Here is a 24,249-nt window from a genome sequence, read left to right as displayed (position 1 = left end):
ACTGCGCCCCGGGCGTCCCTCAAGCCCTCAATTCCTAAAAATCGCCGGCCGGGGCCAATCATTTCAATGGTTTGGCACCATCCGCCTCAAACCGTTTGAGGCGGTTTGAGCCCTATCGGCCCGCCATCAGCCCTTCCCAGCGCTCCACATCGCGCAGCACGTAGCGGTCGGACTCCTCCGGCGGCACCGCCAGGACCCGGTCGACGCCGAGTTCCATCCATTTCCGCCGCAGCGCCTCGCCCTGCTGCACCCGCTGGACGGCGGCATGCAGCGCCGCCTTGATCGGCGCCGGCGTCGCTACGGGCACGAAGATCGCCTGCCAGACCACCATCTCGGCCTCGACGCCGATCTCGCGCCAGGTCGGTACCTCGGGCGCCGCCGGGCTGCGCTCCGGCCCGCTCACCGCGAAGGCCCGCGCCTGGCCGCCCTTGTAGGTCTGCAGCCCGGTCAGCGCGATGTCGAAGACCAGCGCGATGCGCCCCGCCGCCACATCCAGCGTCGCCGGCGCCCCGCCGCGATAGGGGATCTCGTTCATGGCGAGGCCGGTGGTGCGGAGGAAGAGCAGCGCCGCCATGCCAAGCGTCCCGCCGCCGCCGGTCGAGCCGTAGTCGAAGCGCCCGGGCGCCGCCCGCACGGCGTTGATGAAGCCCCGGCCGTCCTGCGCCGGGAAATCCTTCGAGACCAGCATCACCATCGGCATCTCGGAGATGATGGAGACGGCCGAGAGCTGGCGGATCGGGTCGATCGGCGCATTCGGCACCACGGCCCGCAGCACCGCATGGCTGGTGTTGTTGAAAAGGATCGTATGCCCGTCGGGCGTGGCGCGGGCGACATACTCCGCCGCCACCATCCCCGCCCCGCCGACACGGTTCTCGACCAGCACCGGCTGCGGCAGCACCTGGCCCAAGGCCTCCGCCAGCACCCGCGCACCGACATCGGTCGCGCCGCCCGCCGTATAGGGCACCACCAGCCGCACCGGCCGTTCGGGAAAGGTCTGCGCCAGGGCGGGTTGCGCGACGAGGCAGAGCGCGGCCAGGCCGAGCCAGCGGGGCAAGCGAATCATGCGGTATCCTCCCGGTTGTTGTCCCCGGTTAGAGCATGGAACGATGGCTCAAGCCCACTCCGCCCGATGCGTCCCGAGCGGCACGGAGGGCAGCGCCCAGAAGGACGGCGTCACCTCCAGCCCTCCGGCATGCCGCAACGCCGTCAGCCGGCCGAAGCCGCTCTCGCTCTCCTCCAGCAGCGGCCCGAGTTCGGCCATCGCCGGCACCGCTGCGCCGAAGCCGTCGAAGCGGCCCAGCCCGCGCAGCCAGGTCGCGGTGCCGGCGAGCGAGACGCGCACCAGCCAGGAGCCACCCTCCTCCGCCCGCCGCAGCAGCGCCGCCAGCGTGCCGAAGGCGAGCAGGTAGCCCGAGGCATGGTCGAGGGCCTGGCAGGGCAGCACCCGCGGCTCCGGCAGGCTGCCCGCCGCCTCCGCCTCGGCATGGTTGAAGCCGCTCGCCGTCTGCACGAGCGAGTCGAAGCCGCGCCGCCCTCCCCAGGGCCCGACCTCGCCATAGGCCGAGAGCGAGGTGCAGACGATGCCCGGCCGCAGCGCCGCCAGCGCCTCGGGCGAGAAGCCATGCCCGGCGATGGCGCCCGGCCGGTAGCCCTGCAGGAAGACATCGGCGCCCGCCGCAAGCGCCCGCAGCCGCTCCCTTCCCTCGGGCGCGCGCAGGTCGAGCGAGGCGCTCCGCTTGCCACGGCCGGTATCGACGATCAGCTCATCGAAGCTCGGCAGATGGGCGGCGCTGACATGGAGGACATCGGCGCCATGCGCGGCGAGCGTCCGCCCGCAGACCGGCCCGGCGATCACCCGTGTCAGGTCGAGCACGCGGATCCCGGCCAGCGGCCGGGCCATGGCAGGCGGCAGCGGCACCGGCGGCGCCTCCCCGATCCGCTCGATCCGCAGCGGCGGCAGCGCGCCGACCGCCCGACCCTGCGGGTGCGCGTCCCATTCGGCGAAGCTGCGCATCGCGGCGACGCAGAGCCCGGCCCCGGCCGCGGCCTCCTCGAAGGCGAAGGCGTCCCAGCGGCCGAGCGCCGCGGCCACCGCCGCCCGGTTGCCCTCGCAGCCGAGCAGCCGCAGCGTCCCCGCCCGGTGATGCGGGAAATTCGTGTGCAGCCGCACCACGCGCCCGTCGCCGCAGCGATAGGTGCCGGCGATGTCGTCCCAGCGCGCCCCGGCATCGGCGCCGGTCAGCGCGAGGTAGCGCTCGGAGAGGAACTCCAGGGCCGCATGACGCATCTCGACCGAGACCGCTTGCTCCGGCCCACCCCGCGCCCGGTGCAGCGCGGCCACCGCCGCCGTCGTGGCGGCGATGCTCGCCTGGGCCAGCGCGCCGACATGGAAGGAGGAGGGCAGCGACGGCTCCTCACCGGTGAGGCGAAGCTCCGGCAGGTGCGCCGGATCCAGTCCGGCGCGGCGCCAGAGATCCTGCAGGGTGGCAAGCGGCAGCGCCTCGGCCATGGGAACCTCGCTGACAGGGCTTCAAGAGTTGCTCAACGCCTACGGGAAACGCCCGCGCGATCCCGCGTTATCGCGATGGGCAGGGAGTCTATTCCTGCCCCCACGACAAGGAAGAGGGAAACGACCGATGGCGAACCAACAGGGCAGTGGCGGCGGCAAGGGCAACCCGGGCAATTTTGCCAATGACCGCGAGAAGGCCCGCGAGGCGGGCCATATGGGCGGCATGGCCCAGGGGAAGGAAAACAACCCCGGTAACTTCGCCAACAACCGCGAGAAAGCGGCCGAAGCGGGCCGCAAGGGCGGTCAGAACAGCCATGGCGGGCGTTCGTCGGGCTCCACCAGCCAGGGCTGAGCGAGGCGCCGGGGCGGTCCCCCGGCGCTACTCCGCCGCTGCCGCCCTGCGCGGCTGGAACTCGGGCGCAACCCGCGTCATGAACAGCCGGATCGATTCGTTCGCCACCTCGGCCGGCATGGGGCCGAGCCGGAATGAGCAGATCACCCCGCCGACGCCGGTGCGGTCGATCTCCGCCATCTTCGCCGCGACCGTCGCCGGCGAGCCATGGATCAGCGCCGTCTCCACCTGCACCCGTGCCGGCGGCACCGTCTCCTTCACCATGCGGATGCCCTGCTCGGCATAGACGCGCTCGCGCATCACCCGCCGCTGCTCCTGCATCGCCTCGAAGGCCGGGACGCCGATGCGCTCGGCCTCGGCATCCGTCTCGGCGACGACGACATTCCGCCAGACCCAGCTTTCCGCCATGCAGCGGGCGACCTGCGCCTCGTCATGCCCGGCCTCGGCGAGCGCGGTGCGATAGGCGGCGAGGCGCTGGCGCGTCACCTCGATGGACTGGACGTTCATCATGAAGGGCAGGCCGCGCTGCGCCAGGTGCAGCGCACCCTCCTCGGAGGAGGCGGCGCGGATCACCGCCGGGTGCGGCTTGGTGAAGCAGTCCGGGCGCAGGCGCGGGGCATGGATATCCCAGAACTGGCCTTTGTGGGTCACGCCCTCCGGGCTGGTCCATGCCTTCAGCATGATGGCCTCCGCCTCGGCATAGCGCGCATGCGCCTCCTGCCAGTCGATGCCATAGCCTTGGTACTCGTAGACGTTGTAGGCCGTGCCACGGCCGAGGCCGACGATCAGCCGCCCCTCGCCGAGATTGTCGAGCAGCGCGATCTGCTCGGCGAGCCGCATCGGGTGGTGCAGCGAGACCTGCGCCACCGCGAAGCCGACCTTCACCCGCTTCGTCGCGGCGAGCACCGCCGCGGCGAAGGTGGTCGGGTCCACATAGGCGCAATTGCCGTCGAAATGGTGTTCGGCCAGCCAGATCACCTCGACGCCGAGCTCGTCGCAGAGCTTCGCCTCCTCCAGGCACTCGCGGATGACGCGGGCATCGCTCGCCGGCTCGCGGCTCTCGGTGAAGAGGAAATTGCTGAATTTCAGCATCGAGCGCTCCGTCCGGCTGTCCGCGCCAGCCTAGCGGCATTATGCCGCATCGCAACAGCCGGGCGGCCGAGGCCCAACAAAGCGTAACCGCGCTGGCGCGGACGGCCCGGCCGGTCCATATGGGCGATGCCGCCCGGAGTTCCTTGCACCCATGAAGATCAATGTCGAGGTCGACTGCACGCCCGAGGAAGCCCGGCATTTCCTCGGCCTGCCCGATCTGCGGCCGATGCAGGACGCGGTGCTGGCCAAGATGCAGCAGCAGATGGTGGACGCCGTCGATGCCCTCTCGCCTGAGGCGCTGCTGAAGACCTGGATGCCGCTCGCGCCGCAAACGCCGGAGCAGATGCGCGATGCGATGGCCGGGCTCTTCCGTCTTTTCACCCCGATGGGCGGTGGCTCCAAAGGGTCGAATCAGGGCTGATCCTCCCGCGTGGGCGCACCGACCCTCCGAGCCGAGCCCGCGCTGAGGCCGGGCCGACGCCGCATCCCGCGGCGGCAGCGGCCCTGGCGCCGCCTGCGCCCGGGGCTGATCGGCTCGCTGCTGCTGCATCTCGGCTTCCTTGGCCTCGTCATCCTGGCGATGCTGTCGCGGGAACGCCCATCCGAGCCGCTGCCGCCCCCCTCCTTCGAGGTCCAGTACCAATCCGGCGCCCCCGGCCGCCCGGGCGAGGAGGACGGCGAGGCCCGGCCGGAGCAGGAGGCGCCGCCGCCCGCCCCCTCGGCCCCGCCTTCGGTGCCGCAGGCCGCCACGCCACCGCCGACGCCCGAGGCCACGGCACCGCCTGCGCCACCCTTGCCGCTGCCGCCGGCCCCGCCGCCGCCAGCGGTGCCCCGCACCCAACTCGTCGAGCCGGCCCCGGCACCGCCGCCCCCGCCACCGGCCATGGCCGAAGCCCTGCCGACACCGCCCCCGCCACCACCCGCCCCGCCGCGCGAGCGGCCGAGCACGCCCCAGCCAGCCCCGCCGCAGGCCGCCACACGCCCGCCGGCGGCGCCACAGCCACGTCTCCCCGGGGTCTGGATGCCGGAGGCGCGGAACCTGGCGCCGCCCAGCCCCCCCGCGAGCCAGGGCGGGCCGCGCTCGCGGCTCGACCTCTCGCCTGGCCCGCTCGCCTCACGGGGGCGGAATTCGGTGGAGCCAGAGGCGGATGTGCGTGGCGCCGAGGTCGGTCCCGACTGGCGCAACGCCTTCCGCCGCTGGGTGGACGAGAACAAGCGCTACCCGGAGAACGCGGTCGTCGCCGGCCACCAGGGCCGCAGCCGGGTGCAGATCATCGCCGATCCGAACGGCAAGGTCCGCTCGGTCCGGCTCATCGGGCCCTCCGGCTCGGTTTGGCTGGATGCCGGGCTGGTCTCGATGTTCCGCGGCGCGACCATCCCCGCCTTCCCCCCCGGGGCGGACCCGAATGGCGTGACGATCGACTTCACGATGAACTACATCCTGGTCCGGTGAGGGGCGGCTCAGCCTTCCTTCCCCTCCGGCGCTGCCTCCAGCCAGACCGCCTGCTGACGGCGGACCGCCGTGCGCAGATGGTCGTCCGGCGTGGCCCGGCCACGGTCCGGCTGCAGGGCGTCGAGTACCGGCACGACCTGCACGCGCACCCAGCGTTCCATGGCCTCGTCCCGGGCCTGCAGCGCCCGGAGGGCCGCACGGATCACGGCCCCCTTCGACCGATAGGCCCCGGAGGCGACCAGCGTATCGATGTAGCGCGCCTGATCGGGCGGCAGGGCGACGTTGCGTTTCACGGCTTGCGGCACGGCATCGGTTCTCCCCGATGCCGAGGCTAGGCCCAAAGATTTCACGGTGTCATTGCATTTCGGCGGCTGACGAGCATTCGTCTGGACTTTGCCGATGCTGCGTTGCAGCATCCCGAACAAACTAAGGACACGCCAATGACCGTGGTAACTCCCCCTCCGGGCCGCGAGCTCCTGGCGCGCGGCGCCGAAACCATGTCCCGCGTCATCGATCAGGCCCGCACCCTCGCCGATGTGGCGAGCCGCCAGGCGGCTACCCTTGCGCCGGCCGCCCTGCCGCCGAGCCTGCCCCCGCTGCCGGCCAACCCGGCCACGCTGCTGCAGGATGCGGCCGAGTATGCCGTCGATGCGGCGCAACGCGGCATCCTCTATCTCGATGCGCTGCGCCAGGCCGGCAACACCTTCTACGAACATGAGGCGGAAGGCTGCCCGCCCGTGCTGTTTTTTCCCTGGGACATGGTGGTGGATGGGCGCACCCTGCCGCGCCCCTGCAACTATGCGCTCGTCCGCATCCGCCAGCCGGAGGGCGCAGCGCCGCTCGATCCGAAGCTGCGGCCCTTCGTCATCATCGACCCGCGCGCCGGCCATGGCGCCGGCATTGGCGGCTTCAAGTCGGACAGCCAGGTGGGCGTCGCCCTGCGGCGCGGCCATCCCGTCTATTTCGTCATCTTCTTCCGCGACCCGGAGCCGGGCCAAACCATCCTCGACATCACCCATGCCGAGGGCATCTTCCTGCGCGAGGTGGCGAAGCTGCACCCCGAGGCGCCGAAGCCCGTCGTCATCGGCAATTGCCAGGGCGGCTGGGCGGTGATGATGCTCGGCGCGTCGCAGCCCGACCTCACCGGCGCCATCGTGCTGAACGGCGCGCCGCTCTCCTACTGGGCGGGCGAGCGCGGGCGGAACCCGATGCGCTATCTCGGCGGCCTCGCCGGCGGCTCCTGGCCCGCGACGCTGCTCGCCGATCTCGGCAACGGGAAATTCGACGGCGCCAACCTCGTGCTGAATTTCGAGAGCCTGTCGCCGGCCAATACCTGGTTCAAGAAGTACTACAACCTCTACGCCAATGTGGACCGGGAGACGCCGCGCTTCCTGGAGTTCGAGCGCTGGTGGGGCGGCTACTTCCTGATGAACCGCGACGAGATCCGCTGGATCGTCGAGAACCTGTTCATTGGCGACAAATTCGCCCGCGGCGCCATCAGCGCGGGCGGCGGGGCGACCTTCAACATGCGCGCGGTCCGCAGCCCGGTGGTGGTCTTCGCCTCGGCCGGCGACAACATCACCCCGCCCGGCCAGGCGCTGCGCTGGATCGCCGATGTCTACCGGGACGAGCAGGAGATCAAGACGCTCGGCCAGACCATCGTCTACCTGATGCACGAGGATATCGGCCATCTCGGCATCTTCGTCTCCGGCGCCATCGCGCTGAAGGAGCATACCGAGATCGCCGAGACGCTGCAGTTGATCGACAGCGTGGCACCCGGCCTCTACGAGATGCTGATCACCACCGAGGGTGGCAACGGGGGCTGGCAGGTCGAGCTCAAGGAGCGGACCATGGCCGATATCCGCGCCCGCAGCGGCGAGGCGAAGAACGAGGCCTTCCCCGCCGTCGCCCGCATCTCGGCCCTGAACCAGTCGATCTATGATCTCTTCGTCTCGCCGGTGGTACGGCAATTCGCCACCGAGCGCACGGCGGAGATGCGCCGCCAGCTCCACCCGATGCGGCTGCGCCGCACCGTGTTCAGCGACCGCAACCCGCTGATGGCCGCGGTGCCGGCGCTGGCCGAGCAGGCACGGGCGAAACGCGCCCCGGCGCCCGTGACCAACCCCTTCCGCCTTTGGGAGAACCTCTGGGCCGAAAGTGTGGAGCGCAGCTTCGACCTGTACCGCGATGTCCGCGACGGCTGGACGGAATATGCCTTCCACGCCGTCTACGGTGCGCTTGGCACCATGGGCGTGGCCGAGGCGGAGATGCCGGAAGCCCCGCCGCCCGCCACCGAGGCGGCGGCACCGGAGGTCCGCGAGGCGCTGGCCCGCATGGCCGAGGGCGGCTATGCGGCGGCGGTCATCCGCATGATGGTGCTGCTGGCGCGTGCGCGGGGCGGTGTCCGCCGCTCCCGCCTCGTGCGCTCCAATGCCCTGCTGACGACGGAATCTCCTTTCGCCGAGATGACGGCGACGGAGCGCCAGGCGATGATCCGCCAGCAGACCGTGATCGCCAGCATGGCGCCGGCCGAGGCCATATCCAGCCTGCCCTTGCTGCTGCCGACGCCGGAGGAGCGCGCCCGCGCGCTCGCCTCGGTCGAGGCCGTGGCCGGACCGGAGGCTGAGCTCGGCGAGGCGGCCCAGGCCATGCTGGCCCAGCTGCGCACGGAACTCGCCATTCCGGCCGGCGCCAGGGTTGAGGCCGGGGTGCCGATCGGTTTCGAGGCCGCAGCCATCCCCGATTAGGGTTTCCAGCCTCTCCGGCCGGGCCTAGGCTTCCTTCCAAGAGAAACCGGGAAGGAAGCGCGCCATGGCAGAGGATTTGGTCATCCGAGGTGGCACCATCGTCGATGGCACGGGCAAGCCGGGCTTTGCCGCGGATCTGGCCGTGAGCGGCGGCCGGATCACCGCCATCGGCCCGGACCTGCCGCCGGGCCGCAAGGAGATCGATGCCACCGGTCGGCTGGTGACGCCGGGCTTCGTCGATATCCATACCCATTACGATGGCCAGGCGGTGTGGGACAGCCATCTGGCACCCTCCGCCATCCACGGCGTGACCACGGCCGTGATGGGCAATTGCGGCGTCGGCTTCGCCCCGGTCCATCCCGGCCAGGAGATGAAGCTGATCGAGCTGATGGAGGGGGTGGAGGACATCCCCGCCCCCGTCCTTTCCCAAGGGCTGAACTTCACCTGGGAGAGCTTCTCCCAATATCTCGCCGTGCTGGAGGGCAAGCCGCGCGACATCGATATCTGCGCCCTGGTCCCGCATGCCGCCGTCCGCGTCTATGTCATGGGCGAGCGGGCGCTGGCGCTGGAGCCGGCGAACCAGGCCGACATCGCCGCCATGCGGCAGATCGTGGCGGAGGCGGTGCGGGCCGGCGCCTTCGGCTTCTCCACCAGCCGCACCATCAGCCACAAGACCCTGGCCGGTGACCCGACCCCGACCCTCCGCGCCCAGGAGGATGAGCTGACCGGCATCGCCATGGCGCTGAAGGAGGTCGGGGCCGGATTTCTCGAGGTTGTCTCCGACTTCAACCTGCCGGATGCGGCGACCGAATTCGCCATGCTCCGACGCGTTGTTGAGGCCTGCGGGCGGCCGATGGTCTTCTCGCTCACCCAGCGGCACGACCGGACCGAGGTGTGGAAGGAGCTGCTGGCGCTGTCGAACAAGGCGGCGGCCGAAGGGGTAAGCATGCGGCCGGTCTTCCCACCCCGGCCGATCGGCATCCTGATGGGGCTGCTGGGCAGCCAGAACCCCTTCAGCGGCGCGCCAAGCTACAAGGCGGTCGCCCATCTGCCGGTGCCGGAACGCGTGGCGGCCATGCGGGACCCGGCGACACGCGCCCGCATCCTCGGCGAGGACCGTATTGCGGGCAGTAATTTCCCGCTGATCACCCGCCTCTCCTTCGAGCGGATGTTCCCCTTCGGCGACCCGCCGGACTACGCCCCGCCACGCGAGACCAGCGTGGCCGCCGAGGCCGCGCGGCAGGGAAGCAGCCCGGAGGAGGTCGCCTATGACATGCTGCTGGCCAATGAAGGCCGGAATTTCCTCTTCTGCCCGCTGACCAACTACGCCGATTACACGCTGGGGGCCTCGGCTGAGCTGCTGCGGCACCCGAACACCATCGTCGGCCTCTCCGATGGCGGCGCCCATGTCGGCTTCATCTCCGACGGCAGCTTCCCCACCTTCCTGCTGAGCTACTGGGGCAAGCAGCGCGGCGTGCCGATCGAGGAGCTGATCCGGCGGCAGACAAGCGACACGGCCCATGCGGCATGCCTCTCCGATCGCGGCGTGCTGAAGCCCGGGATGCGCGCCGATATCAATGTCATCGACCTCGACGAATTGGCGCTCGACCGGCCGGGCATGCTCTACGACCTGCCGGCCGGCGGGCGGCGGCTGATGCAGCGGGCGCGCGGCTATGACGCCACGATCGTCGCCGGCGAGGTCACCTATCGCCGGGGCGAAGCGACCGGTGCCCTGCCCGGCAAGCTCGTGCGCTGCGCTGCCTAGGATGGCCGATATCGCGCGCTTCGCCCCGCCGCGGGATGGCCGCCCCTTCCCGCCTCTCTCGGTCGCGGTGCGGCATGAGCGGACGCTCTACGTCTCCGGCATCGGGCCCTTCGCGCCCGACGGCACGCTGGCGGCGGGCGACTTCGCTGCGCAATTTGCCGAGGTGATGAAGTCCCTCCACGCCATTCTCGCGGAGGCGGGGACGGACATCACCCGGGTCATCAAGACCAACGTGCTGCTGACCCGGGCCGAAGATGTGCGGGAGATGAACCGGCTCTACGCCGCCGCCTTCCCGGCCGGGCATCTGCCGGCGCGGACGACCTGCGTGGTCGCTGCCCTGCCGGTGCCGGAATTTCTGCTCGAGATCGAATGCGTGGTGGCGCTCGGCTGATGCAGGCCGTCTGGTACACGCGGACGGGCCCGGCGCGGGAGGTGCTGCAGTTCGGGCAGCGGCCGCTGCCCGAGCCGGCGCCGGGTGAGGTGCGGGTGCGGCTGGAGGCCTCGGGCGTCAACCCTGCCGATACCTACCGGCGCGCCGGCACCTCCTACGCCAATGAGTGGCCGCTCATCATCCCGAACAGCGATGGCGCCGGCCTGGTGGAGGCGCTGGGCGAGGGCGCACCGGCCGCGCTGCTGGGGCAGCGGGTCTGGCTCTACAACGCGCAGCGCGGGCGGCCTTTCGGCACGGCGGCGGAGTTCACCTGCGTGCCGGTCGAGAACGTCATCGAGCTGCCGGAGGGGATCGGCACCGAGACCGGCGCCTGCCTCGGCATCCCGGCGATGACAGCGCATCGCTGCCTCTTCGCCGACGGGCCGGTGACGGGGTTGCGGGTTCTGGTCTCAGGCGGCGGCGGGGCGGTCGGCAATTATGCGGTGCAATTGGCGCGCTGGGGCGGCGCGGCCTGGGTTGGCGCCACGGCGAGCGGTGGCTGGAAAGCCGAGGATTCCCAGGCGGCCGGCGCCGAGGCCGTCTACGATTACCGTGCCCCGGATTGCGCGGCGCGCATCCTGACCGCGACGGGCGGCGTCGATCGCATCGTCGAGGTCGATGTCGCCGGCAACCTCGCCCTCTGGTCCGAGGTGGTGGCGCTGAATGGCAGCGTGATCGGCTATGCCAGCCGCGGCGGTCCCTCGCCTGCCATCCCCGTCTCCGCCGTGCTGATGCGGAAGAACGTGAACCTGCGTGGGGTGGTGCTGAACAGCGCGCCCGCCGCCGCGCGGCGCCAAGCAATGGAAGACATCAATGCCTGGCTGCGGGCGGGATTGCGGCTGCATCGCATCGCCGCCACCTTCCCGCTGGCCGAAACCGCAGCCGCGCATGAGGCCGTGGAGTCCGGCACCAAGCGCGGCACGGTGGTGGTGCTCCCTAACCGCTGAGGGTCAGGCCGCCATCCACCACCACCGTCTGGCCCGTCACCATGGCGGCGCCGGCCAGGAGGAAGAGCATCACCTCGGCCAGGTCGTCCGGCGTGCAGCGGCGCTTGAGCAGGGCCTTGTCGATGCTGCCGCTGCGTTGCTCATTGGTCCACTCGATCATCCAGGCACTGTCCACCGCGCCGGGTGCGACGGCGTTGACGCGGACCTCGGGCGCGAGGGCGCGGGCCAGGTTCTTCGTCAGGCTGATGACGCCGGCCTTGGTCGCGCCATAGGCCATGGAGGAGCCGGGGGAGTTCAGGCCGGCGATGGATGCGGTGTTCACCACCGCGCCGCGCGCCGCCTTCAGCGCGGGCGCGGCCGCCTTGGTACAACGGAACACGCCGACGAGGTTCACCTGCAGCAGCGTCTGCCACAGATCATCGGTGATGCGGTCGAGCTCATGGCTGGCGATGCTGGTGCGGCTGCCTGGCGTGCCCGCATTGTTGGCGAGGAAGTCGAGCCGCCCGAGATCGGCCACGGCCTGCTCCACCATCCGCACGCCATCGACCGGATCCCCGACATTGCCGGGGGCGGCGATGACGTCGAGGCCGGCCTCGCGCAGCCTCGCCACCTGCTCCGGCCCACGCGGGTCATCGGCCAGGTGGTTCAGCGCGACCCTGGCGCCGTTGCGGGCGAGCTGCGTCGCCAGCGCCAGGCCAATGCCGGAGGCAGCGCCGGTGACCAGCGCCGCCCTGCCCGCAAGCTCGTAACGGATCATTCGCTCCGCTCCAGCCCCGCCATGGTGCCGATCTCCCGCATCGCCTGCTTGAGCGCGATCAGGCGGCGGTCGCGCGCCTCAAAGAGCGCGGCGGGATCGCTTGGCCAGTCGTAGTAGCCGGCGCCGGCCAGCACGCCGGTGCGGCCCTCGGCGACCAGCCGGTCAAGCGTGTCGCTGCGGCCGCGCACCGGCGGGGGCGAATAGCTCTTGTTGGCGAGGATCGCCTGGGTCAGTGGCAGGCCGGTGAAATCCGCCTTGGCAAAGACGCCGAGGATGGGCAGGCGAAGCGCCAGGCCGTGGATGATGGCGGCGTCGATCTCCGGGGCCGTCGCCACGCCCTCGTCGAGCAGATGCTGCACCTCGAGGCCGATCGCCGCCTGGATGCGGTTGGCGACATAGCCGGGGACGAACTTCTTGAGCCCCAGCGGCTGCTTGCCCATGTCGCGCAGCATAGTCATCACCCCCTCGAAGGCGGCGGGCTCGCAATGCGGCCCGGGGATGACATCCACCAGATCGACCAGATAGGGCGGCGTGTACCAGTGGGCGATCAGCGCTCGCGCCTGCCGCGCTTCGGGGATCAGCGGGAAGACGTCGAGATGGCTGGTGTTGCTGGCGATGACGGCCTCGGCCGGCGCCAAGGCGTCGATCCGCTCGAACAGGGCGCGCTTCGCCTCCGGCGTCTCGATGATCGCCTCGACGACCAGCTCCGCCCCGTCCAGCGCCGCGGCGAGATCCGCATGGCGGGTGACGTGCTGGGCGAGATGCGCCGAGGTCCAGTCGGCCGGCGCCTCGCCGCCCTCGACAAGGGTTGCCAGCGCCTTCTCCATCAGCCCCTGCGCGCGGGCGAGCGTCGCCTCGTTGCTGTCGGTGAGGCGCACCTGATGCCCGCCCAGCGCGAAGACCAGCGCCAGCGCATGCCCCATCGTCCCCGCGCCGATGACCGCGACCCGTGCCATGCCGTCTTCTCCCTTGTCGTCCCGATTCTGCGGCCGATACTGCCGCCATACGGGAGGAAACAGAATGGCAGATCTGCTGATCCGGCAGGGGCAAGGCCCCGGGCTGCGCTACCAGGATCTCGAGAATAGTGCGGATATCTGGCACTGGCTGGAGGCCCCGCCGCAGGAGGCACCGGATGGCATCCCCTATGCGTTCATCGCCTCACTCGGTGACGTATCCCGCCCTGCCCCCTTCCTCTACACGGTCGAGCTCGACATCGCCGAGGCGGACCTGCCGGCGATCTTCGACTGGTATGAGCAGGAGCACCTGCCGATGCTGACGGGCTGCCCCGGCTGCATCGGCGGCACGCGCTACCGCCGGCTGGATGGCGGGGCGCCGAACCTGCTCGCCGCCTATCGCTTCGAGCGGCCAGAGGTGAACCAGACGCCGGAATGGCTGGCGGCACGCTCCACGCCCTGGACCGAACGGGTGCGGCCGATGTTCCGCGCCTCCCGCCGCTTCACGCGCCGGCTGCTCGGCTGACATAGCCAAGCGCCTGGTCGCGGGCCACGGCCCCGGGCAGGCGCCGGGCCGGGTCGCCGAAGCCGCCGCCACCCGAGGTTTCCAGACGGATTCGATCGCCCTGGCGAAGGGGGAGGTTGTCGGATTTCGGCGGCACCGGGCTCTCGGCGCCGTCGCGAGTCAGCACCAGCTTGCCGACCCGCGCCGGCGCGCCACCGGCGAGCCCATAGGGGGCATGGACGAAGCGGTCCATGTTCGCGGTGAAGAAACAGCGCGGGCTGTCCACCCGCCATTCCCGCAGGAGGCCGAGCCCGCCGCGATGCTCGCCGGCGCCGCCGGAGCCGGGCAGCAACGCATAGCGGGTGATGGTCAGCGGTGCCTGGGCCTCGATCATCTCGATCGGGATGTTGCTGTTGTTGTGCATCCCGGCCGAGAGGGCGTTGACGCCATCCTTCCTTGGATGCGCGCCGGTGCCGCCGATCTCGATCTCAACCAGCACTTCGCGCCGCTCATCGGCCGCCACGGTCTGGAAGGTGCAGACGTAGGAATTGCCGTAATAGGCCGCCGGAATCCGGTCCGGCACCGCCTGATGCAGCGCGCCGAACATGGCGTTGAGCAGCCGGTGGGTGACGGCGATGCGGTGGACGACCGGCGCCGGCGCGCGGGCATTCACCACCGAGCCCTCCGGGGCGATGGTGCCGATCGGCCGGTAGCAGCCGGCATTGGCGGCGAAGGGCTCGTCGCAGGCGCACATCACGGCGAACATGACAGCGGCGTTGCTGCTGGCGAGCGTCGCATTGGTCGGCCCCTGGACCTGGGGCGAGCAGCCGGAGAGATCGACCGAGATGCTGTCGCCCCGAATGGTCAGCGCGACATGCAGCCTGATGGGTTTGTCGAGATCGATGCCGTCATCGTCGAGCCAGTCGGTGAATTCATAGGTACCGTCCGGCATGCGGGAGATGGCGGCACGCATTGCCTGCTCGCTCATGTCGAGGATGCGGCGCCCGGCCTCGATCATGCCCTCGGCGCCATAGCGGGCGGCGAGACGGCGAAGCGCGGCGGCGCCGACCTCGAGCGAGGCGATCTGGCTCTGCAGGTCCCCGAGCAGCAGGTCGGGCTTGCGGATATTCTGCCGGATCATCGCCCAAACACCCTCGTTCCGTCGCCCGTTCTCGATCAGCTTCAGCGGCGGGATGCGGAGGCCTTCCTGGAAAATCTCGATCGCCTTCGCCGCATAGCTGCCGGCAACCAGCCCGCCCACATCGATATGGTGGCAGAGCGTGCCGACGAAGGCGATGCGGCGGCCCTCGTGGAATACGGGCTTGAAGGCGCAGATATCCGGCAGGTGCTGGCCGCCGCAATAGGGGTCGTTGGAGATGACGACGTCATCCGGCCCCCAGCTCGCAGGATCGACGTAGCGGTCGAGGATCTCCCGCAGGAAATGCGACATGCTGTTGAGGTGGCTCGGGATGCGGGCGGATTGGGCGAGGTTGTTGCCCTCCGCATCGAAGACGGCGGTGGAGTAGTCGAGCAGCTCCCGCACGATGGTGCTGCGGCTGGTGCGCCAGACGGTCACGTCCATCTCGGCGGCGGCAGCGGTCAGCGCGTTGCGGATGACCTCGATCTCGATCGGTCCCAGGGGCGTTTGGGGCATCACGCATCACTCCGGGCGATGAGAGCGCCGGCGGCGCCGAGCCTGGCGGTCCAGCCGCTGCCGATCCAATGGGTGGCGAAGGGTTCCTCGACGATGGCGGGGCCGGTGATCCGGTCCTCGGGCGTCAGCGCCTCGCGGTCCCAGACCGGCAGGTCCTGCCAGTCGCCATCGGCGAAGGCGCGGCGATGCCCCTTCAGCGCCGGGCGCCCGGCCGGGCCCGGCTCCGCCGCATCCGGCTTCGGCAGGCGGCCGGTGGCAATGGCGCGGAGGGTGACGATTTCCACTGCCTCCTGCTCATCGGCATAGCTGAAGCGCTGACGGTGCATCACATGGAAGCGGGCGAGCAGCGCGGCGAGGTCCGGCATGTCCGGCCAGGGCACCAGCAACTCGAAGGCCTGACCGTGATACCGCATGTCGGCGGCGATCGCGACCTCGCGCCGTTCGGGCGGCACGCCGTCGCGAGCGAGGCCGGCTTCCGCCTCGGCGCGCAGCGCGGCGATGCTCTCCTCGATGGCGGGCAGGCTCGCGGCCACCGCCGGCATCACGCGAGAGCGTGCGGTATCCTGCACCAGGTCGCTGTAGAGGATGCCATAGGCGGAGAGTGTGCCAGGCTCGCGCGGGAAGATCACCTCGCGGATGCCCATCTCGGCCGCCACATCGGTCGCATGCAGCCCGCCTGCGCCGCCGAAGGAGAGCAGGGCAAAGTCGCGCGGGTCGAGCCCCTTCTCGAAAAGGGAGAGCCGCACCGCCGCGCCGAGATTGGCATTGGTGACGGTGAGCATCCCCTGCGCCGCCTGCTCTACCGACAGGTCGAGCGGGGTGCCGACCTTCCCGGCGATGGCCTCCCGCGTGCCCGGCATGTCGAGCTTCATCATGCCGCCGAGGAAGTAGTCGGGGTCGAGCCGGCCGAGGGCGAGGTTGGCATCCGTGACCGTCGGCTCCGTCCCGCCGCGGCCATAGGCGACGGGGCCGGGGCGGGAGCCGGCGCTGCGCGGGCCCACCGTCAGCCGGCCGCCGCTATCGACGCTGGCGATGGAGCCGCCACCGGCGCCGATGGTCCGCATCTCGACCATGGGCAGGCGCACCGGCAGCCGGTCGATCTCGCCCTGGGTGACGACGGAGACCCGGCCACCCTGCACGACGGAGACATCGTAGCTGGTGCCGCCCATATCGACGGCGACTAGGTTCGGCCGCGCCAGCAGCTCGGCGATACGGCCCGCCGCCAGCGCGCCGCCGGAGGGGCCGGAGAGCAGCAGCCGAGCCGGCTGCTCGGCTGCCTGGCGCAGGCTGCAGACCCCGCCATTGGACTGGACGAGGAAGACCAGCGGCTGGAAGCCGCCCTCGCCCAGCCGTGCCTCCAGCCGGTCCAGATAGGCCTTTACCACCGGCATCAGCAGGGCATTCAGCACCGTGGTGCTGCTGCGTTCATACTCGCGGATCTCGGGGCTGATCTCGGAAGATAACGAGATGGGCAGCGCGGGCCTCGCAGCGGCGATCAGCGCCTTCAATCGCTGCTCATGGGCCGGGTTGACGTAGCTGTGCAACAGGCAGACCGCCACCGCCTCAGCGCCAAGCGCATCCAGCCGCGCGACGAGGCCGGGGATCGCCGCCTCGTCCAGCGGCCGCTCGGCGCTGCCATCGGCACGCATCCGCTCCGGCACGCCGAGGCGGCGGTCACGGTCGATCAGGCAAGGGAAAGGGTCAGGATCGACCTTGTAGAGCTCCCGCCGGACATGGCGGGTTATCTCGAGCACATCCTCGAACCCCGCCGTGGCCAGCAGCACGCCCCGGGCGAGCTTCCGCTCCAGCACCGCATTGGTGGCGATAGTGGTGCCGTGCAGCAGCAGCCCGACCTCGGGCAGGGAGAAGCCGAAGCGATCCGCCGCCTCGGTCACGCCGCGCAGCAGGCCGATGGACGGGTCCTCCGGCGTGGTCGGCGTCTTCCAGGCGCGCACGGTGCCGTCGCGGGCATCGAGTATCTGGAGGTCGGTGAAGGTGCCGCCGATGTCGACGGCGATCCGGATGGGCTGATCGCTCATCCCATCACCCGCGGCAACCACAGCGCGATATCGGGCCAGATCATCATCAGTACCACCGCCAGAAGATAGGCTGCGAGAAAGGGCATCACGCCCGCGAAGACATCGGTGATCGGCCCGGGCCGCGGCCGCATCCCCTGCAACACATACATCACCGTGCCGTCCGGCGGGCTGATCTGGGCGATCTCGACCAGCATCGTCACCATGACCCCGAACCAGATGGGATCGTAGCCCAGCGCCTGCACCACCGGGAAGATCACCGGAACGGTGGTGATGATCATGGAGAAACCCTCCATGAAGGTGCCGAGCGCGAGGTAGAGCGCCAGGATGGCTGCCATGATCGCCCAGGGCGGCAGGGGCAGGCCGCCGATGAAGCTGGCGAGCGTCTGCGGCACGTTGATCGTGGTCAGCAGGTAGTTCAACAGATAGGCGCCGAAGATGATGAGGCCGAGCAGCGCCGTGTTGCGCGCGGTCGCCTCCGCGCTGGCGTTCAGCAGTCGGAGCGAAAGCTTGCCCTCGGTCCCGGCGAAGACCGCGGCACCGACCACGCCGAGCGCGGCCGCCTCGGTCGGCGTCGCATAGCCCGCATAGATGGAGCCGAGCACCAGCAGCATCAGCAACAGCGTCGGCACGAGATCGACCAGGGCCCGCAGCTTGAGGGCGAGCGGCAGGCGCTCCGGCTTCGGCAGCGGGTGCCGCAGCCCGTGGATTGTGATGACGAGGATGAAGAGGCCCGTGACGAGGATGCTCGGCAGCAGCGCCGCGATATAGAGGGCACCGACCGAGGTTTCGGTAATGAGGCCGTAGATGATGAAGGTGATCCCCGGCGGAATGAGGTTGCCGAGCGCCCCGCCGGCGGCCAGCGAGCCGAGCACCATCCGCTGGCTATAGGCCGAGTTGTTGAAATAGGGCAGCGCGACCGAACCCATGGTCGCCGCCGTCGCCACGGAACTGCCGGAGATCGCGGAGAAGACGGCGCAGGAGACGATGTTGGTGTGGAGCAGACCCCCCGGCAGCCGGTTCAGCCAGACATTCAGCGCCCGGTAGAGCCGGTCCGACAGGCCGGCGCGCAGCAATATCTCCCCCATCAGCAGGAAGAGCGGCACCGCCACCAACACGAAATTGGAGGACGGCCCCCAGAGCGTCTGCCCGGCGAAGGCCCACCAGGGCCGGTCGGAGAAGGTGAGGCCGATCAGCACGCCGAGCAGGCCGAGCACCGCCGCGACATAGACGCCGGCGCCGAAGAAGACGAGGAAGGCGCCGGTCAGCGCCAGGATCTCGACGACCGGCACCGCCTGCCCGCCCGTCGCCGCGGCGAAGACCGCGACGCCGAGCAGGACGAGCATCAGGATGACGGCGATCATGAGTGGCGCGCCATCTCGACGGCCTCGAGCGCCTCGGCCGCCTCATCGTCGATGCTGCGGGAGCCGAGCAGCCGGTCGAGTTCCTCCGGCCGCCCGGCCAGCAGGGCAAAGGCCCCGTCCAGCGCCAGCACCAGGATCATCACGCAGAAGACCAGGATGCCGAAGGCCCACAGGCCCTGCGGCAGCACCAGGGGTATGCGCAGCGCGCTGTTGTCATGCGCATCGAAGAGGATGCTCTCATCCACCAGCGACCAGGCCGCCCAGGCGCAGAACACGGCGAAGACGCCGAGCAGCAGCAGCGACAGCAGGTGCAGCACCGCCCGCAGCCGCAGCGGCAGGCGGTTCACCCAGACATCGACGCGGATATGCGCCCGCCGCGCCAGCGTATGCGCCAGCGCCCAGGCGATGCCGCCTGCCAGCATGTAGCCCGTCACCTCCACCGTCGCGGCGGAGGAGATGCCGAGGAAGCTGCGGCCCAATATGTCGAAGGTGATGAAGACCGCGCAGGCCAGGTAATTCCATCCTGCGACATAGGCCATGCCCGCCGCCAGGGCGGCGACGCCGCGCCGCAGCCCCCTCACCCGCCGGCCCGGACGCCGGAGATGGGGGCGATTATTTGGTTGTAGACCTCGCCGCAGCGCGCGCCGCAGCGGCGGACGAAGCCGGGCAGCACGGTCTTCTCCAGGATCTCGCGCAGGGCGGCGCTGTCGGCGGCAGTCGCCGTCACCTCGGTCATCGGCCGGCCGGCGAGGCTGTGGATCCGGCAAGCATCCGCCTTGCCGATGGCGCAGTCGAGTCCGTCCCGCGTCGCCGCGGCGCCGAGCTCCCACTGCTTCTCGCTCACCTCGCGCAGCGCCCCCTCCATGAAGGCGCGCACCTGCGGGTCCAGCCGGTTCCACCAGGCGATGTTCACCATGTAGCCGGCCAGCGCCCAGGAAACCGGAAGGTTCGAGACATGCGTCGTCACCTCCGGCCAGCGCGCGGCAACGCCACTGCCGGTGCCGGTGATGGCGCAATCGACGACGCCGCGCTCCAGCGCCGAATAGACCTCGGGGAAGCCGATCGAGACCGGCTGCGCGCCGAGGGCGGTGAAGAAATCCACCAGCGAGTTGCCGAAGGTCCGCACCTTCCGCCCGCGCAGGTCGGCGAGGCTGGTGAAGGGCGCACGGCAGAAGACGACCTGCGCCGGGAAGGGATAGATCACCATCAGCCGGGCGCCGAAACGCTCCAGGTCGCGGTTCACCACCGGCAGCATGGCCTCGGCGATGCGCTTCGCCGTGCCGATATCCGGGGCGAGGCCGGCGAGATCCACCATGTCGAGGATGGGCACGTCACCCGACAGCGTCGTCAGCGTGCTGGCGCCGATATCGGTCTGGCCGGACCGCACCAGCCGCACCAGTTCCGTGCCGGAGAGGTTTCGCTCGGCATGGGTCGAGAGCTGCACCTCGATCCGCCCGCCGCTGCGCTGGCCCACCGCCTCGCGCAGCACGGGGATGTCGACGCGGGTATATTGCGGCTGGGTCGGCAGCGGCTGGGTCACGGCGACCACCGTCACCTTCGGGCCGGCCGGCAGGCTCTCCGGCACCTGGGCGCGGGCGGCACCGGCCAGGGCGAGGGCCGCCGCGGCGGCAAGCAGGATCGATCTCATGCGGAAGCCACTCCCAGCTCAATGGTGATGTTGCCGAACCCGTCCAGCGCCGCGACGGCGCCGGGCGGGACCAGGCAGGTGCAGTCGTATTCCTCGATGATGAGCGGGCCGGCCTGCGGCGCGGCCAGCACGGCGCGGGCCAGCACCGGCGTCTCCAGCCAGCCATGGGCGCGGCCGAAATAGGCCGGGCGCGCCGGCTCCGGCGGCGGCGCGGCCCCGGGCGAGAGCCTGTCCGGCATGCGCGGCCGCTCCGGCAGGCCGCGGCCGAGCACCTGCAGCGCCATGACCTCCACCGGCTCGCCGGCACCGGCCCGGTGGCCGTAGGTGCGCTCATGCTCGGCGCCGAAGCGCTCCGCCAGCACATCCGGCCCCTCGCCCGCCGCGAAGCCCACCTGCAATTCGAAGGATTGGCCCTGGTAGCGCAGCGTCGCGGCGCGCTGGGCGGTGATGCGCGCGGCGGGGAAGCCCTGGGCGGCCAGGCGTGCCCTCGCCTCCTCGGCCAGCGCCGCGCTCGCCATCTCCAGCGCGTCGGGATCAAGGCCCTGCGCCAGGCGCCGCCAGGAGCGGGAGAGATGCACCTCGACATCCGAGGCCAGCAGCCCGACCGCCGAGAAGACGCCGGCCGAAGGCGGGATCACCACCCGCCGCATCCCGAGCGCCTCGGCCATGCCGGCGGCGAAAAGCGGCCCGTTGCCGCCGAAGGCGACCAGGGCGAAGCCACGCGGGTCCCGCCCTCGCTCGGAGGAGACGGCCTTGATGGCGCGGATCATGTTGGAGGCGGCGATCAGATGCGCGCCATGCGCCGCCTCCTCCGGCGCGAGGCCGAGTGGCCCCGCCACCTTCCCGGCGATGGCGGCGCGGGAGGCGGCGGCGTCGATCGGCAGCGCGCCGCCCACCAGATGGTGGGGATTCAGATAGCCAAGCACGACATTGGCATCCGTCACCGTCGGCTGGGTATTGCCGCGGCCATAGCAGACCGGGCCGGGCAGCGCACCTGCGCTCTCCGGCCCCACCTGCGGCGCGCCGGCCGCATCCAGCCAGATCAGCGAGCCGCCACCGGCACCGACCTCGGCGAGGTCGATGGCAGGAACCTTGAGCTGATAACCCGCACCGGAGAGCAGGCGGGAGCCGACCATGATGCCGGCGCCAACGCTGTATTCGCCAGCCCGCGCCACCTCGTAGTCCTCGATGACGCCGGCCTTGGCCGTGGTGCCGCCCATGTCGAAGGAGATCACGCGCGCCAGGCCGGCTCGCCTTGCCAGGGCCTGGGCCCCGATGACGCCGGCGGCCGGGCCGCTCTCCACCACATGCACCGGCAGCCGCGCCGCCTCCGCCGCCGGCATCAGCCCGCCGGAGGATTGCATCAGCAGCAGCGGCGCCCGCAGCCCCGCGCCTTGTAGGTCGCCGATCAGGGCATTGAGATAGCGGCCGAGCACCGGGCCGATATAGCTGTTGATGACGGTGGTGGAGCTGCGCTCGTACTCCTTCATCTCCGGCAGCACGTCGACGCTGAGCGAGACCGGCAGGCCCGGGGCCAGCTCGCGGATGATGGCGCCGATCCGCCGCTCATGCGCCGGGTTGGCGTAGGAATGCAGCAGGCAGACGGCGATGGCCTCAACGCCCTCGCGCAGCAGCGCCTCCACCGCCACCCGTGCCCCGTCCTCGTCGAGCGGGGTTTCCACCTCACCGCGGTGATTGACGCGCTCCGCCACGCCGAGGCGGAGGTGGCGCGGCACCAGCGGCGCCGGCTTCTCCCAGCGCAGGTCATAGAGGCGCGGCATGCGGAGGGTGCGGATCTCCAGCACGTCGCGGAAACCCTCCGTGGTGATGAGGCCGGTGCGCGCGCCCTTGTGCTCGAGGATGGCGTTGGAGGCGACCGTCGTCGCATGCAGCACCTCCTCCACCTCTCCGGCGGCGAAGCCGGCCTCGGCGAAGAGCATCGCCAGGCCCTCGACGATGGCGCGGCCATAGTCGCCGGTGCTGGAGGAGACCTTCTTCGTCCGCAGCGCGCCCCCGTCGCTGATGGCGACGAGGTCGGTGAAGGTCCCGCCGATATCGGCGCCGACACGCCAGCTCATGCCGCGCGCTCCCGCGTGATGGCAGGCAGCGGGCCACGGGCGGCCCGGCATTCGGCCCGCAGAGCCTCGGTCGCTGCCGTATCCACGACCCAGCCGGGCGTCATGACCACGCCGTAGTCATGTCGCGCCGCATGCAGTGAAACCAAGCCATTGCGGGCATCGCGCAGCACCAGTTGCGGGTCGCGGGCCAGCGGGTCGCCCCAGCCGCCACCGCCCGGCACCTCCAGGCGGAAGAGGTCGCCATGGCGGAGGGTGATGCAGAATTTCGAGGGCAGTGCCTCGGTCTTCCCCTCCCGCGTCAGCCAGTTCATCGAGGGTGCCCCGGCCCCGCCGCCTTGCAGCCCGAAAGGCAGGAAGGCACGGCGGTCGGCGCGGACCTGCAGCACGCCCTCGGCCTCGAGGAACCGGTACTCGCGGCAGAAGGGCGCGCCGCCGCGATACTGGCCGGCGCCCATGGTGTCGGGGATGAATTCGTAGCGGGTGATCTGGATCGGCTGCTCCGCCTCCGTCACCTCGATGGACGGCGAGGCCATGTTGGCGAACATGTGGCTGTTGCCGTCGCAGCCATCGGCGAAGGGCCGGCCGCCCCAGGCGGAGCAGGTGAAGTCGACATAGATGAAAGGTGCCCGCTCCGGCGTGTAGCCGCCGATGGAGACGCCGATATTGCCGCCATCCCCGGCGGCGCCGACGCGCTCCGGCAGCATCTGCGCCAGCGCGCCGAAGAGGCAGTCGACCATGCGGAAGCCGGTGAGGCCACGCGCCGCGCAGGCGGCGGGCAGCACGCCATGCGCCACCGTGCCGGGCGGCGCGATCACCTCGATCGCCCGGAAATACCCCTCATTGTTCGGGATGTTCGCTGGCAGGATGCTGCGGATGCCGCAGTAGGCCGCCGAGCGGGTGAAGCTGAAGGTGTTGTTGATGGCGCCCTTCACCTGCGGGCTGGTGCCTGTCCAGTCCACCACCATGCGGTCGCCGCGCTTCTCGACGCGCACGCGCAGCGGGATGGGCTTGCCGACCTCGACGCCGTCATCGTCGATATGGTCCTCGAAGCGCCACTCGCCGTCGGGCAGGTCGAGCAGCGCGGCCCGGGTCAGCCGTTCCGCATAGTCGAGCAGCTCGTCCATGTAGAGCCGCGTCGTCTCGCGGCCATAGCGCGCGACCAGCTCCTTGAAGGCCCGCTCGGCGATGGTGCAGGCGGCGAGCTGGGCACGGAGATCGCCGAAGACCTTGACCGGCACGCGGACATTGCGCTCTATCATCATATGGAGGGTGGGGTTAGGCCGGCCGCGCTCATAGAGTTTGAGCGGTGGGATGCGCAACCCCTCCTGGTAGATCTCCGTGCTGTCGGAGGCGTTGGAGCCCGGCACGCGGCCGCCGACATCGGTGTGGTGGCAGATGGTGGCCGCGATCGCCACCCGCTCGCCCGCGACGAAGATCGGCTGGAACAGGAAGATGTCGGGCAGGTGCATGCCGCCCTCGAAGGGGTCGTTGAGGACGAAGATGTCGCCCTCCTGCATGTCCTCGCCATAGCGGCGGATCACCGCCGCCAGCGCCTCGGGGATGGAGCCGAGATGGCTCGGCAGCGTCAGCCCCTGCGCCACCAGCCGTCCTTCCGCATCGCAGAAGGCGGTGCTGTAGTCCATGTTGTCCTTCAGCACCGCGGAGTAGGTGGTGCGATGGACGGTGAGCGCCATCTCATCCGCGATGGAGAAGATGGCGTTCTTGAACAGCTCGAACTCGATCGGGTCGTAGTCCCGCCCTGTCATGCGCCACCTCCGCGCCGGATCGCGCGGAGCATGGCATGGCTGCGCCGCCTGTCCATGGCCGCGATGGCGCCAATCCGGCGCCTCGCGCATCGTCTGCATCTGGCCTGGGCAGCCAAGCTCAGCCGATGGGCAGTGGCGGGGGAGTTTGCAGCGCGGCATGCTGTGCTAGCCTCATCGGTGATGGATGGGGCTG

Annotated in this window: 21 protein-coding genes; 8 read left to right on the top strand and 13 right to left on the bottom strand. The window is 70.7% G+C overall.

Annotated features, from left to right (window positions below):
• Positions 1–112: 112 nt before the first annotated feature.
• Both BLR02_RS02850 and BLR02_RS02845 read right to left on the bottom strand, forming a co-directional pair.
• On the bottom strand, positions 113–1,063 hold the full coding sequence (locus BLR02_RS02850) for a Bug family tripartite tricarboxylate transporter substrate binding protein (protein WP_090660252.1): 951 nt from the start codon (positions 1,061–1,063) through the stop codon (positions 113–115).
• Between the two features lie 48 nt (positions 1,064–1,111).
• On the bottom strand, positions 1,112–2,509 hold the full coding sequence (locus tag BLR02_RS02845; RefSeq protein ID WP_090560862.1) for a CoA transferase: 1,398 nt from the start codon (positions 2,507–2,509) through the stop codon (positions 1,112–1,114).
• A 127-nt stretch (positions 2,510–2,636) separates the two neighbouring features.
• Between BLR02_RS02845 and BLR02_RS02840 the strand changes: the two genes are divergently transcribed.
• A complete protein-coding gene (locus BLR02_RS02840; RefSeq protein ID WP_090560861.1) occupies positions 2,637–2,861 on the top strand; it encodes a con-10 family general stress protein in 225 nt (74 codons plus the stop codon).
• 27 nt (positions 2,862–2,888) lie between these two features.
• Here BLR02_RS02840 and BLR02_RS02835 read toward each other — a convergent pair whose 3' ends face one another.
• Complete coding sequence (locus BLR02_RS02835; protein ID WP_090660248.1) at positions 2,889–3,953, bottom strand: LLM class flavin-dependent oxidoreductase; 1,065 nt, start codon at positions 3,951–3,953, stop codon at positions 2,889–2,891.
• A gap of 151 nt (positions 3,954–4,104) precedes the next feature.
• On the opposite strand from BLR02_RS02835, the gene BLR02_RS02830 reads away from it, so the two are divergent.
• Together BLR02_RS02830 and BLR02_RS29245 are read left to right on the top strand one after the other, a co-directional pair.
• Positions 4,105–4,374: a DUF6489 family protein gene (locus tag BLR02_RS02830; RefSeq protein WP_090560859.1), complete on the top strand. Its 270-nt coding sequence runs from the start codon at positions 4,105–4,107 to the stop codon at positions 4,372–4,374.
• 9 nt (positions 4,375–4,383) lie between these two features.
• A complete protein-coding gene (locus BLR02_RS29245) occupies positions 4,384–5,406 on the top strand; it encodes a TonB family protein (RefSeq protein ID WP_090560858.1) in 1,023 nt (340 codons plus the stop codon).
• A gap of 8 nt (positions 5,407–5,414) precedes the next feature.
• On the opposite strand, the gene BLR02_RS29240 is transcribed toward BLR02_RS29245, so the two are convergent.
• Positions 5,415–5,711 (bottom strand): ribbon-helix-helix domain-containing protein, encoded by a 297-nt coding sequence (locus BLR02_RS29240; RefSeq protein WP_218127842.1) that lies wholly within the window; start codon positions 5,709–5,711, stop codon positions 5,415–5,417.
• A 135-nt stretch (positions 5,712–5,846) separates the two neighbouring features.
• Here BLR02_RS29240 and BLR02_RS02815 point away from each other — a divergent pair, with 135 nt between their 5' ends.
• The 4 genes from BLR02_RS02815 (at position 5,847) to BLR02_RS02800 (ending at position 11,295) form a co-directional block, all read left to right on the top strand.
• A complete protein-coding gene (locus BLR02_RS02815) occupies positions 5,847–8,153 on the top strand; it encodes a DUF3141 domain-containing protein (protein ID WP_090660245.1) in 2,307 nt (768 codons plus the stop codon).
• A gap of 64 nt (positions 8,154–8,217) precedes the next feature.
• A complete protein-coding gene (locus tag BLR02_RS02810) occupies positions 8,218–9,918 on the top strand; it encodes an N-acyl-D-amino-acid deacylase family protein (RefSeq protein WP_090660242.1) in 1,701 nt (566 codons plus the stop codon).
• A 1-nt stretch (position 9,919) separates the two neighbouring features.
• A complete protein-coding gene (locus tag BLR02_RS02805) occupies positions 9,920–10,309 on the top strand; it encodes a RidA family protein (protein WP_090560855.1) in 390 nt (129 codons plus the stop codon).
• Positions 10,309–11,295: an NADPH:quinone reductase gene (locus tag BLR02_RS02800; RefSeq protein WP_090660239.1), complete on the top strand. Its 987-nt coding sequence runs from the start codon at positions 10,309–10,311 to the stop codon at positions 11,293–11,295. Before BLR02_RS02805 ends, BLR02_RS02800 begins: the two co-directional genes overlap by 1 nt.
• Here BLR02_RS02800 and BLR02_RS02795 read toward each other — a convergent pair.
• Both BLR02_RS02795 and BLR02_RS02790 read right to left on the bottom strand, forming a co-directional pair.
• Positions 11,285–12,052 (bottom strand): SDR family NAD(P)-dependent oxidoreductase, encoded by a 768-nt coding sequence (locus BLR02_RS02795; protein ID WP_090660236.1) that lies wholly within the window; start codon positions 12,050–12,052, stop codon positions 11,285–11,287. The genes BLR02_RS02800 and BLR02_RS02795 overlap by 11 nt on opposite strands.
• Complete coding sequence (locus tag BLR02_RS02790) at positions 12,049–13,008, bottom strand: 3-hydroxyacyl-CoA dehydrogenase family protein (RefSeq protein WP_090660233.1); 960 nt, start codon at positions 13,006–13,008, stop codon at positions 12,049–12,051. Before BLR02_RS02790 ends, BLR02_RS02795 begins: the two co-directional genes overlap by 4 nt.
• 64 nt (positions 13,009–13,072) lie before the next feature.
• Between BLR02_RS02790 and BLR02_RS02785 the strand changes: the two genes are divergently transcribed.
• The gene (locus tag BLR02_RS02785; RefSeq protein WP_090660229.1) at positions 13,073–13,531 is read left to right on the top strand and encodes a hypothetical protein; all 459 of its coding nucleotides are present in this window, start codon (positions 13,073–13,075) and stop codon (positions 13,529–13,531) included.
• Here the strand turns inward: BLR02_RS02785 and BLR02_RS02780 are convergent.
• The 7 genes from BLR02_RS02780 to BLR02_RS02750 are packed head-to-tail and all read right to left on the bottom strand — an operon-like array spanning position 13,509 to position 24,056.
• Entirely contained in the window at positions 13,509–15,164 is a 1,656-nt protein-coding gene (locus BLR02_RS02780) for a hydantoinase B/oxoprolinase family protein (protein WP_090660226.1), read from the bottom strand. The two genes, BLR02_RS02785 and BLR02_RS02780, sit on opposite strands and share 23 nt — an antisense overlap.
• Entirely contained in the window at positions 15,164–17,203 is a 2,040-nt protein-coding gene (locus tag BLR02_RS02775) for a hydantoinase/oxoprolinase family protein (protein WP_090660223.1), read from the bottom strand. The genes BLR02_RS02780 and BLR02_RS02775 overlap by 1 nt, the downstream gene beginning before the upstream one ends.
• Positions 17,200–18,564 (bottom strand): TRAP transporter large permease, encoded by a 1,365-nt coding sequence (locus BLR02_RS02770; RefSeq protein WP_090660220.1) that lies wholly within the window; start codon positions 18,562–18,564, stop codon positions 17,200–17,202. The genes BLR02_RS02775 and BLR02_RS02770 overlap by 4 nt, the downstream gene beginning before the upstream one ends.
• The gene (locus BLR02_RS02765) at positions 18,561–19,145 is read right to left on the bottom strand and encodes a TRAP transporter small permease subunit (protein ID WP_143018025.1); all 585 of its coding nucleotides are present in this window, start codon (positions 19,143–19,145) and stop codon (positions 18,561–18,563) included. Before BLR02_RS02765 ends, BLR02_RS02770 begins: the two co-directional genes overlap by 4 nt.
• Positions 19,142–20,212, bottom strand: coding sequence for a TRAP transporter substrate-binding protein (locus BLR02_RS02760; protein ID WP_090660214.1), 1,071 nt, complete (start codon positions 20,210–20,212; stop codon positions 19,142–19,144). Before BLR02_RS02760 ends, BLR02_RS02765 begins: the two co-directional genes overlap by 4 nt.
• A complete protein-coding gene (locus BLR02_RS02755; protein WP_090661522.1) occupies positions 20,209–22,290 on the bottom strand; it encodes a hydantoinase/oxoprolinase family protein in 2,082 nt (693 codons plus the stop codon). Before BLR02_RS02755 ends, BLR02_RS02760 begins: the two co-directional genes overlap by 4 nt.
• Positions 22,287–24,056, bottom strand: coding sequence for a hydantoinase B/oxoprolinase family protein (locus BLR02_RS02750; RefSeq protein WP_090660211.1), 1,770 nt, complete (start codon positions 24,054–24,056; stop codon positions 22,287–22,289). Before BLR02_RS02750 ends, BLR02_RS02755 begins: the two co-directional genes overlap by 4 nt.
• Positions 24,057–24,249 lie beyond the last annotated feature (193 nt).

This window comes from Belnapia rosea, assembly GCF_900101615.1.
In the GTDB taxonomy this organism is placed as follows: Bacteria; Pseudomonadota; Alphaproteobacteria; order Acetobacterales; family Acetobacteraceae; genus Belnapia; species Belnapia rosea.
This window is presented reverse-complemented; position numbering and strand designations above follow the sequence as displayed.

What these genes read in the sequence shown, in the direction of transcription:
- BLR02_RS02850 (WP_090660252.1), bottom strand. Translation starts at nt 1,063, where the DNA reads ATGATTCGCTTGCCCCGCTGGCTCGGCCTGGCCGCGCTCTGCCTCGTC.
- BLR02_RS02845 (WP_090560862.1), bottom strand. Translation starts at nt 2,509, where the DNA reads ATGGCCGAGGCGCTGCCGCTTGCCACCCTGCAGGATCTCTGGCGCCGC.
- BLR02_RS02840 (WP_090560861.1), top strand. Translation starts at nt 2,637, where the DNA reads ATGGCGAACCAACAGGGCAGTGGCGGCGGCAAGGGCAACCCGGGCAAT.
- BLR02_RS02835 (WP_090660248.1), bottom strand. Translation starts at nt 3,953, where the DNA reads ATGCTGAAATTCAGCAATTTCCTCTTCACCGAGAGCCGCGAGCCGGCG.
- BLR02_RS02830 (WP_090560859.1), top strand. Translation starts at nt 4,105, where the DNA reads ATGAAGATCAATGTCGAGGTCGACTGCACGCCCGAGGAAGCCCGGCAT.
- BLR02_RS02815 (WP_090660245.1), top strand. Translation starts at nt 5,847, where the DNA reads ATGACCGTGGTAACTCCCCCTCCGGGCCGCGAGCTCCTGGCGCGCGGC.
- BLR02_RS02810 (WP_090660242.1), top strand. Translation starts at nt 8,218, where the DNA reads ATGGCAGAGGATTTGGTCATCCGAGGTGGCACCATCGTCGATGGCACG.
- BLR02_RS02805 (WP_090560855.1), top strand. Translation starts at nt 9,920, where the DNA reads ATGGCCGATATCGCGCGCTTCGCCCCGCCGCGGGATGGCCGCCCCTTC.
- BLR02_RS02800 (WP_090660239.1), top strand. Translation starts at nt 10,309, where the DNA reads ATGCAGGCCGTCTGGTACACGCGGACGGGCCCGGCGCGGGAGGTGCTG.
- BLR02_RS02795 (WP_090660236.1), bottom strand. Translation starts at nt 12,052, where the DNA reads ATGATCCGTTACGAGCTTGCGGGCAGGGCGGCGCTGGTCACCGGCGCT.
- BLR02_RS02790 (WP_090660233.1), bottom strand. Translation starts at nt 13,008, where the DNA reads ATGGCACGGGTCGCGGTCATCGGCGCGGGGACGATGGGGCATGCGCTG.
- BLR02_RS02785 (WP_090660229.1), top strand. Translation starts at nt 13,073, where the DNA reads ATGGCAGATCTGCTGATCCGGCAGGGGCAAGGCCCCGGGCTGCGCTAC.
- BLR02_RS02780 (WP_090660226.1), bottom strand. Translation starts at nt 15,164, where the DNA reads ATGCCCCAAACGCCCCTGGGACCGATCGAGATCGAGGTCATCCGCAAC.
- BLR02_RS02775 (WP_090660223.1), bottom strand. Translation starts at nt 17,203, where the DNA reads ATGAGCGATCAGCCCATCCGGATCGCCGTCGACATCGGCGGCACCTTC.
- BLR02_RS02770 (WP_090660220.1), bottom strand. Translation starts at nt 18,564, where the DNA reads ATGATCGCCGTCATCCTGATGCTCGTCCTGCTCGGCGTCGCGGTCTTC.
- BLR02_RS02760 (WP_090660214.1), bottom strand. Translation starts at nt 20,212, where the DNA reads ATGAGATCGATCCTGCTTGCCGCCGCGGCGGCCCTCGCCCTGGCCGGT.
- BLR02_RS02755 (WP_090661522.1), bottom strand. Translation starts at nt 22,290, where the DNA reads ATGAGCTGGCGTGTCGGCGCCGATATCGGCGGGACCTTCACCGACCTC.
- BLR02_RS02750 (WP_090660211.1), bottom strand. Translation starts at nt 24,056, where the DNA reads ATGACAGGGCGGGACTACGACCCGATCGAGTTCGAGCTGTTCAAGAAC.